The 8,311-nt window shown below is 55.2% G+C and carries 7 protein-coding genes; 2 read left to right on the top strand and 5 right to left on the bottom strand.

Annotation, left to right across the window (positions count from 1 at the left end; all coding sequences use genetic code 11):
- Positions 1-604: electron transfer flavoprotein subunit alpha/FixB family protein (locus ACT3TR_RS14215; RefSeq protein ID WP_444625402.1), on the top strand; the 604-nt coding region annotated here is incomplete at its 5' end.
- Between the two features lie 86 nt (positions 605-690).
- Positions 691-1,650 (top strand): NAD(P)H-dependent flavin oxidoreductase, encoded by a 960-nt coding sequence (locus ACT3TR_RS14210; RefSeq protein ID WP_444625403.1) that lies wholly within the window; start codon positions 691-693, stop codon positions 1,648-1,650.
- Here the strand turns inward: ACT3TR_RS14210 and ACT3TR_RS14205 are convergent.
- The 5 genes from ACT3TR_RS14205 to ACT3TR_RS14185 form a co-directional block, all read right to left on the bottom strand.
- Positions 1,632-2,411, bottom strand: coding sequence for an enoyl-CoA hydratase/isomerase family protein (locus ACT3TR_RS14205; RefSeq protein ID WP_444625404.1), 780 nt, complete (start codon positions 2,409-2,411; stop codon positions 1,632-1,634). The genes ACT3TR_RS14210 and ACT3TR_RS14205 overlap by 19 nt on opposite strands.
- 9 nt (positions 2,412-2,420) lie before the next feature.
- The gene (locus ACT3TR_RS14200; protein WP_444625405.1) at positions 2,421-3,539 is read right to left on the bottom strand and encodes an acyl-CoA dehydrogenase family protein; all 1,119 of its coding nucleotides are present in this window, start codon (positions 3,537-3,539) and stop codon (positions 2,421-2,423) included.
- Positions 3,540-3,549: 10 nt separating this feature from the next.
- Positions 3,550-4,743 carry an acyl-CoA dehydrogenase family protein gene (locus tag ACT3TR_RS14195; protein ID WP_444625406.1) on the bottom strand — a complete coding sequence of 398 codons (1,194 nt, stop codon included), beginning with the start codon at positions 4,741-4,743 and terminating at the stop codon, positions 3,550-3,552.
- A complete protein-coding gene (locus tag ACT3TR_RS14190; protein WP_444625407.1) occupies positions 4,740-6,191 on the bottom strand; it encodes an enoyl-CoA hydratase/isomerase family protein in 1,452 nt (483 codons plus the stop codon). The genes ACT3TR_RS14195 and ACT3TR_RS14190 overlap by 4 nt, the downstream gene beginning before the upstream one ends.
- Positions 6,192-6,273: 82 nt before the next feature.
- Positions 6,274-8,283, bottom strand: a complete 2,010-nt coding sequence (locus ACT3TR_RS14185) for a TRAP transporter permease (RefSeq protein ID WP_444625408.1) — start codon at positions 8,281-8,283, stop codon at positions 6,274-6,276.
- Positions 8,284-8,311: the final 28 nt, after the last annotated feature.

Raw genomic sequence — 8,311 nt, 5'->3', positions numbered from 1 at the left:
CAGCCAGCTTTCTGACATTATCGCCGTCGAAAGCGCTGACACCTTCAAGCGCCCGATTTATGCCGGCAATGCGATTGCCACGGTGAAAAGTGACGATGCGCTGAAAGTTATCACCGTGCGCACCACCGGCTTTGATGCCGTGGGCGAAGGTAATAACGCCCCGGTAGAAGCGGTCGACGTCGTGGTTGAAAACAGCCAGTCCCGCTTTGTCAAAGAAGCGCTGGCCCAGTCAGACCGGCCCGAGCTAGGCGGCGCCAAGGTGGTGATCTCCGGCGGTCGCGGCATGGGCAACGGCGAAAACTTCAAGCTGCTCGACGGCATTGCCGATAAGCTGGGCGCGGCCATTGGCGCATCTCGCGCCGCGGTAGACGCAGGCTTTGTGCCTAACGACATGCAGGTCGGGCAAACGGGCAAGATCGTCGCGCCGGACTTGTACATTGCCGTGGGTATTTCTGGCGCGATTCAGCACCTGGCGGGCATGAAAGACTCTAAAGTGATCGTCGCGATCAACAAAGATGACGAAGCGCCGATCTTCCAAGTGGCCGATTACGGCCTGGTTGGTGACCTGTTCGAGATCCTGCCTGAGCTTGAAAGCAAGCTGTAAGCGTTCGAATCATAGATTAGGGCCCCTGCGAGGGGCCTTTTTTGCGCTATTGATACCTCTTAAAATAATAACCAGTGAGCCGTTCCATGCTATCGCGTCTAACCGCTTCGTTAATTCTGCCGGTCATCGGCTCCCCGATGTTTATCGTTTCAGGGCCAGAGCTGGTCATTGCTCAGTGCCAGGCAGGTATTGTCGGCGCGTTCCCTACGCTCAATGCGCGCCCAGCCGACGTACTCCGAGAGTGGTTGAGCCATATTACGCAGAGCTTAGCTGACTATGACAAGCAGCATCCGGAAAGCCCGTCGGCGCCGTTTGCCGTTAATCAAATCGTCCATCCCACTAATGATCGTCTGGAGCACGACATAGCGCTATGCGCCGAGTTTAAGGTGCCGCTGGTTATTACTAGTCTTCATGCGCCTAATCGAGTAGTTGAACAGGTGCATGCGTACGGCGGTCTGGTTTTCCACGATGTGACTACCCTGCGACACGCTCAAAAAGCCATTGATGCTGGTGTCGACGGCTTGATTTTGGTATGCCACGGCGCTGGTGGCCATGCAGGGCGACTCAATCCTTTTGCCTTTGTAGCTGAAGTGCGTCGTTTTTACGATGGGCCGCTAGTGCTCGCAGGCGCGATTACTAAAGGCGAGCAGATTGCGGCTGCTCAGGCGTTAGGCGTGGACTTGGTGTATATGGGAACCCGCTTTATTGCCACTCAAGAAGCCAACGCACAAGCGGCTTATAAGCAAATGGTGCTCGATGCTGCGGCAGGAGACATCGTCTATAGCAACCTATTTACCGGCGTACACGGTAACTATTTACGCGCCAGTATTGAGCTGGCAGGCCTTGATCCCGATACGCTGCCAGAGGGCGATAAAGCCGCAATGCGCTACGGCTCTGACGGTAGCAGTAAGGCAAAGGCATGGCGGGATATTTGGGGCGCAGGGCAGGGTGTGGGCGCGATTACGTCTCTTCGCAGCGTAGCCGAAGAAGTCGCCACGCTGCGCCATGATTACCAGAAAGCGCTGGATCATTTGCGGCGGCTTTGACGAAACGCTGCCACCCGGGCCTGAAAATCGTCAGAAGCTTTGCATTGATCCTGCAGTTCACCTTCAAGGGTCATGGTGTCATTAAGCGAGACCTGCGCCGCTTCACGGAGTGCACGCTTAGTGGCGCTCAAGGCTTGGGGGGATTGCGCCACTAGCATCTGCGCTAAGCGGCGAGCCTCTTCGAGTACCTGGTCATCGTCGCTTATCCGGTTAGCCAGACCCAGCGCCAGGCAGCGCTCAGCCGAAATGGGTGTGGCAAGGGCGGCCATTTCAAACGCCTGGGCATGGCCAAGCGTACGCACTAAATGCCAGCAGGCGCCACCGTCTGGAATCAATCCTATGTTGATAAAAGCAAGTTTCAGGTAGGCGGAACGTCCCATAACGACCATGTCGCTGGCGAGAACATAGGAAACGCCAATGCCCGCCGCGGCGCCCGTGACTGCTGCAATCACCGGTTTATCCATCGTCATCAGGCAGCGCAGGGCGGGCAGAAAGAGTGTTTCAAGCCGTTCGCTGGCTGGCTGCGAGGCTGCCTTTTCAAACTCTGCCAGGTCAGCACCGGCGCAAAAAGAACTTCCTTCGCCGCGTAAAATCACGCAGCGAATTTGAGCATCCTTTGCTACTGCTGCCAGCGCGTTATTAAGGGCCAGAGCGGTGGGTTCATTTAACGCATTGCGCACTTCTGGACGCGCAATGGTGACTTCTATAACGCCATTTTCGATAGTGCTTATATGAATTAAGTCGTCAGTTTGATTTGGCATCTATGCTCCTTAAGCGACCTCTAAACGTTCGCTGACCGTTTCTAGATGATAGTCGCTGTCACCCAGGTAGTGGTCGAACATGACCAGATGCTTGGCGTAGTTGGAGACATAGCACTCATCCGTCATACCCATGGCACCGTGAAGCTGAATGGCCTGCTCGGCAATAAAACGAGCTGACTCGCCGCAATATGCCTTGGCCGCCGCGATTTTATAATCGCGCTCGTGGGGAGGTAACGTCAGGCTAGTCGCTGCCAAAATAGCCATCGAGCGAGACTGCTCTAAGTGCAGATGCATATCCACCATACGATGTTGCAATGCTTGGAAGGCTGCTAGCGGCAAGCCAAACTGCTTTCGTTCTTTAATATAGGCCAGCGTCTGATCGCAGGCTGTTTCCATGGCACCGATAGCCTCGGCACACAGCGCCGCTCGGCCAATAGCCAACACCTCGGAAAGCGCGTTACTGACGTCCTCACTCAAGCAGTTGTCTAGCGCTAGCGTAACGTTTTCCAGCGTTAAATCCCCGGCGGACTGATCATCCATGGTGCGGTAGTGATGCATCGTGCTACCGGCAGTGCCAGCGGGGACTATGAATAGCCCTAGTTTACCGCTCTCGACACGTGCCGTAACCAGCGTCGCCGCCGCGGCTTTAAGGTTCATTACGACGTCCTTTCTGCCCGTTAATAGCCACTGGCCGTTACGTTGGATCGCCTGAGTAGAAACGGCAAAGGCATCGTAACGAGCATGATGCTCTTGCCAGGCAAGCGCCAACTGATGTTCACCTTCTAGCAGCGGTGTTAACCAGCGCAGCTGCTGCGCGCTGTTCGCGGTAAGCGCTAAGAGCTTACCGGGGAGCAACAGGCTAGCGAGATAAGGCTCGGGTACCAGCCCGCGGCCCAGCGCCTGCATGATAATCATCAGGTCGGTACCATCGCCGCCTAGTCCGCCAACGTCTTCGCTAAAAGGCATGTGAAGAATGCCCAGTTCAGCAAACGTACGCCATAGCCCGGATGTCTCCATACCGGCTGCAGTAAGCAGCGTGCGGCGCTGCTCGGGTGAAACCTGGTCGGCGACTAAGCGCGTGAGCGTCTCTTCGAGCATGCGCTGTTCATCGGTTAAAGCAAAATCCATGCTGCGCTCCTCACATGTCTAAAATAGTTTTAGCGACGATCGTTTTTTGTATTTCGTTGGCGCCGCCATAAATCGATAGCTTGCGGCGATTAAAATACTGAGCGCTGGCGGCTGCACGTTGAGCTAAACCTTCATCTAGGCTGGCTTCGCCATGTAGAAACTCAGGGAAAAATGGCAGGGCGGCAGGGCCAAGTGCGCGGCGGGTTAGTTCGCTTAGCTCTTGGCGAAGCTCAGACCCGCGTACTTTTAACAGCGAGCTTTCCGCCCCGGGGGCACTGCCATTGCGGGCAGCGGCAATCACGCGCAGGTTAGTAACTTCAAGCGCCATGAGTTCAAGCTCGGCTTTTACGACCCGCTGGCGAAAGCTGGGTAGCGTCAGCAGCGGTTTACCACGGTGCTCAATACGACTAGCAAGTGATTTCAAATGGCGTAAGGCCTGCTTAGCGTGGCCAAGCCCTGCGATACCGGTGCGCTCATGAGTCAGTAGAAACTTGGCGCAGGTCCACCCTTGGCCTTCTTCACCCACGCGGTTTTCAACCGGTACGCGGACATTTTCTAAAAACACTTCATTCACTTCGTGGGCACCGTCGAGCGTTATAATCGGACGCACGGAGATGCCTGGGGTTTGCATATCAATCAGCAGAAAGCTGATGCCCGCCTGCTTTTTAGCCGCCAAGTCAGTGCGCACTAAGCAGAACAGCATGTTGGCGTGCTGGCCCAGGGTGGTCCATGTTTTTTGGCCATTAACGATGTAGTGCTCGCCGTCGCGCACTGCGCGGGTCGTTAAACTCGCCAAATCAGAACCGGCGCCCGGCTCGGAATATCCCTGGCACCACCAGTCTTGATTGTTAAGAATGCGCGGCAAATAGTGCTGTTGCTGTTCAGCGGTACCGAATTTCATGATGACTGGCGCCACCATGTTAACTCCAAAGGGCACGACGGTAGGTGCATGAGCAGCGGCGCACTCTTCATCAAAAATATGCCGCTGAACCGGACCCCAGCCGGGGCCGCCGTGTTCTGTTGGCCAGTTCGATGCCAACCAGCCTTGTTCGCTGAGAATGTTTTGCCAGCGAAGATGATCATCCGCACGCAGATAGCGCCCTAAGCGAACGCGCTCGCGGATATCGCCGGGTAATGAATCGCTAAGAAAGCGGCGAACCTCAGTACGAAAGACCTGTTCTTCAGGGCTAAAAGTCAGATTCATTTTTGTGCGCCCTTGGCCGCGGCTGCGAGCGTTGCTTGGCGATGTGGCCCGCCTAAGTGGCGTGGATAGCCCAGCGCTTCTACGGCCAGTAAATCGATATCGCTTTCGCGATAGCAGTAGCCCTGTTCAGCAATACTGATGCTGATTTTTTCAAGTGCTGACTGTTGGTCATCAACTGAAACCTGCTGCATGGCATCGTGCATTGCGCTAAGCAGGCTACGCTGCTGGCTTACCACCACGTTGGTACGCAGTGCTTTCAAGGTAAGCGCTGCCTGCTGCTGGATCAGTGGCTCAGCGCTAATATTGACTAGCTCAATGATGTCGCTGTTTTCAACTATAACTAGACTTAGCCTCGACTCACTACGCGCTGGAGTATCGATCTCGTGTAGTGCTATGGCGGGGATGCCAGCAACCAAAGCTCTGCTGTCGCCTGTATGCGCACCCGGTGCTAACAAGCACAGCTCCGTTGCATTGGTGGGCTTGCTTGTCAGGGTAATGCCGGCCCGCTGGGCGGCTTTTTTGAGTCTCTCAAACAGCGGATGCTGGCCAAGAAGCGCCACGTTGTTATATCTGCTTAAGCTAGCGGCGCTGTTTTTTTCAGCATCAGGCACCACGTGCGGGCTGCGCGCGGCAAAAAAGAGATGGATAAGCCCCGCGCGCTGGGGGGAGTCCATGCAGGCTAAAAATAGCTCTCGCTCACGGCGAAGCCCGTCTTGAAGCGACTGCGCCGTTACGCAGGCTTCAATCGCTTCAACAATGCGAAATGGCGAAAATAGCGCTGGCGATGACTGACTCAGATGCTCAAGCGTGGCGGCTATGGCTTGGGCATTAGCCGCAGGCGGGGGAAGCTCGCCGGTGATCCGACATGTCTGCTGTCCGGCTAGCACTTTTTTCGCCGCGGCTAATCCTGCTTCAAGTGGTGTTGGAGCATCGCTAATGGCATCAATAATACCCGCTTCAAGCGCTTCTTCAGCACCTACAAAGCGCCCGCTGGTGATCATTTCTAGTGCACGCTCGACACCCACCAAGCGAGGCAAACGCTGCGTGCCACCTGCGCCCGGAAGTAGGCCAAGCTTTACCTCAGGTAGCCCCACGTGGGTATCGGTTAGCGCGACCCGGTAATGGCACCCAAGCGCAACTTCCAGGCCGCCGCCAAGCGCCGTACCGTGCAGAGAGGCAATCAACGGTTTGGGGCAGGCTTCCAGCTGGGAAACAACATCGGGAAGTAGCGGTGCCTGGGGCGGTTTACCAAACTCGCGAATGTCCGCACCGGCGATAAACGTACGGCCGTTGGCTAACAGCACCAGTGCGCTCGCGTGTGTATCGGCAATACCTTCTTCAAGCGCATTGATTAAGCCACTGCGCACCGCATGACCTAGGGCATTAACCGGCGGGCTGTCGATTTGGATAACGCCAATATCGCCGTGGCGCTGATAATGAACAGACATGGTTGGCTCCCGTACTGTATTTGATGACATGAATAATGATCTATTCAATAGGGTCATTTAACGTATGTTGTCGATGCCAATACTATATGGCAGGTGTGCTAAGTGACTGCTGATGGTGGCGCTGACTCAGCCGTGCCAGCAATACGCCGGGCACAAGAGCCGCTGCCGCCAGAGCAATCAGTTCCCACTGGCTAAGTGGCACCATGCCGCCGCCGGGTAGTGCTAGCAGCAGGCCGGAGATCAATACCAGGCTGCGAATAATGATCTCCTGAAATGCGCCATAGCCCAATCGACCAACGCCCATCAAATAGCCCTGCATCGCAGAGGCAAACAAAATGATGCCAATCACCGCCTGCACAAATACCACCACAATCATTAGCGGCGCGCCCTGCATAATCAGCGCCGGGTTAAGTACGAACAGGAACGGGATAAAGTAAATCACGCTACCCAAACGCATTGCTTGTAGACCAGTAGCCATCGGCCGCGCGCCGGCGACGGTGGCTGCAGCAAACGCGCCCAGCGCTACCGGCGGGGTGATAAAGCTCAGCATGCCCCAGTAAAGGATGAACATGTGAACGGCCATCGGATCCAGACCGCCGCCTTGGATCAAGGCAGGTGCCAGCGCTACCGCTAGGAAGATGTATGCAGCGGTCACCGTCATGCCAATACCGAGTACAAAGCTGGTCACTGCGCCCATGATTAACAGTAGTGGGACGCTGCCACCGGCAATGTTGATAAAGTCGTTAGCAATCGTGCCTGAAAGGCCGGTCATCGAAAGCGCACCGACCAGCATACCCACACCGGCTAAAATGGCGATTAGTTCGGCAAATAGCTTAGCGGCGGATGTCAGCGTGTCTGCTACGTCTTTCCAGCCCCAGCGGTTGTGCTTAGAAAGCTGATTGAGTACTAACAAAAGGGCAGTAGCGTAAAACGGTGCGACGGCTTCGCGCTGCATAATCAGCAGCATCCATACCAGCAAGGCGAAGACGAAAATAAAGTACCAGCCTTCTTTCAGCGTTTGCTTAAGTGAGGGCAATTCTATGGCAGGCAGACCTTTAATATCGTGGCGCGCGGCGTAGGCATCAATTTGAATAAACAGGCCTAAAAAATAAAGCACCGAGGGTATTACCGCGGCTAGTGCAACGGCCGAATAGGGAATATCGAGAAACATGGCCATTACAAACGCGGTGGCGCCCATCACCGGGGGCATTAATACACCGCCCGTGGAGGCACAGGCTTCGACGCCGCCTGCAAATGAGCGGCTCATACCAATGCGGCGCATGGCGGGAATTGATAACACCCCGGTGGTAAGCACGTTGCTAATAACGCTACCGCTCATAGAACCCATCAGGCCGCTTGAAAAAATGGCGACTTTGGCAGGGCCGCCGCGCACGTGGCCGAGCAGGGCAAAGGCAAGGTTGATGAAAAACTTGCCGCCACCACTTTTTTGTAACACTACGCCAAACACTAAAAAGCCAATCACCAGGCCCGCAAAGGCTTGAAGCGGTACACCCATGATGCTTTCGGTGCTCATGGTGTGATACATGGCCGTTTGTTCTAGCGTCGAGGGAAAGGCTTGAATGGGGCCGGGGACGATATCAGCTACTAAGGGATAAAGTGAGAACACGCCGGCGATAATCGCGATCGGTAAACCACCCGCCCGGCGAGAGGCTTCAACGATTAATAGCCAGTAAGCGTAGCTTGCATAGATGGCCATATCAGGCGCGGCGAATGCCCAGCCACGCTCTAAAATAGGCACCGCGTTATACACAAAGTAGCCGCCCACGATCAGCGTGCTTGCGCTTAAAAGATAGTCGTACCAGGGGATTGGCTGCTCTTGCTGGCTGCTGCGCATCGGCCAAAGTAAAAAGACCAGTGGAAGTAGTAGTGCAACAACGGCGTAATAGAATTGAGTTTCAAGACCGGTGACAAAAGTAAATAAGCCTAAGTTAAAAAGATAATCCAACGTCATCAGCATTAAAATGACGGTAACAGAGGCGGGAACCCACCGCAGCGCGGTGGGGAGCTGGCGAATTTGGCTGATCTTTTCTTTAACCTGCTGAGTATTCGCAGGTGCGGTATCTGTAGTCATGGCGAGGTATCTGTGGTTATGGAAAGAT

It is taken from the genome of Halomonas sp. AOP12-B1-6, from assembly GCF_052379225.1.
In the GTDB taxonomy this organism is placed as follows: Bacteria; Pseudomonadota; Gammaproteobacteria; order Pseudomonadales; family Halomonadaceae; genus Vreelandella; species Vreelandella casei.
The sequence above is the reverse complement of the archived record's forward strand: the minus strand, read 5'-3'. Positions and strand labels throughout refer to the sequence as shown.

Bases quoted from the DNA above. Each gene is read 5' to 3' on its own strand.
- ACT3TR_RS14195 (WP_444625406.1), bottom strand. From the start codon at position 4,743: ATGAATCTGACTTTTAGCCCTGAAGAACAGGTCTTTCGTACTGAGGTT.
- ACT3TR_RS14205 (WP_444625404.1), bottom strand. From the start codon at position 2,411: ATGCCAAATCAAACTGACGACTTAATTCATATAAGCACTATCGAAAAT.
- ACT3TR_RS14200 (WP_444625405.1), bottom strand. From the start codon at position 3,539: ATGGATTTTGCTTTAACCGATGAACAGCGCATGCTCGAAGAGACGCTC.
- ACT3TR_RS14190 (WP_444625407.1), bottom strand. From the start codon at position 6,191: ATGTCTGTTCATTATCAGCGCCACGGCGATATTGGCGTTATCCAAATC.
- ACT3TR_RS14210 (WP_444625403.1), top strand. From the start codon at position 691: ATGCTATCGCGTCTAACCGCTTCGTTAATTCTGCCGGTCATCGGCTCC.
- ACT3TR_RS14185 (WP_444625408.1), bottom strand. From the start codon at position 8,283: ATGACTACAGATACCGCACCTGCGAATACTCAGCAGGTTAAAGAAAAG.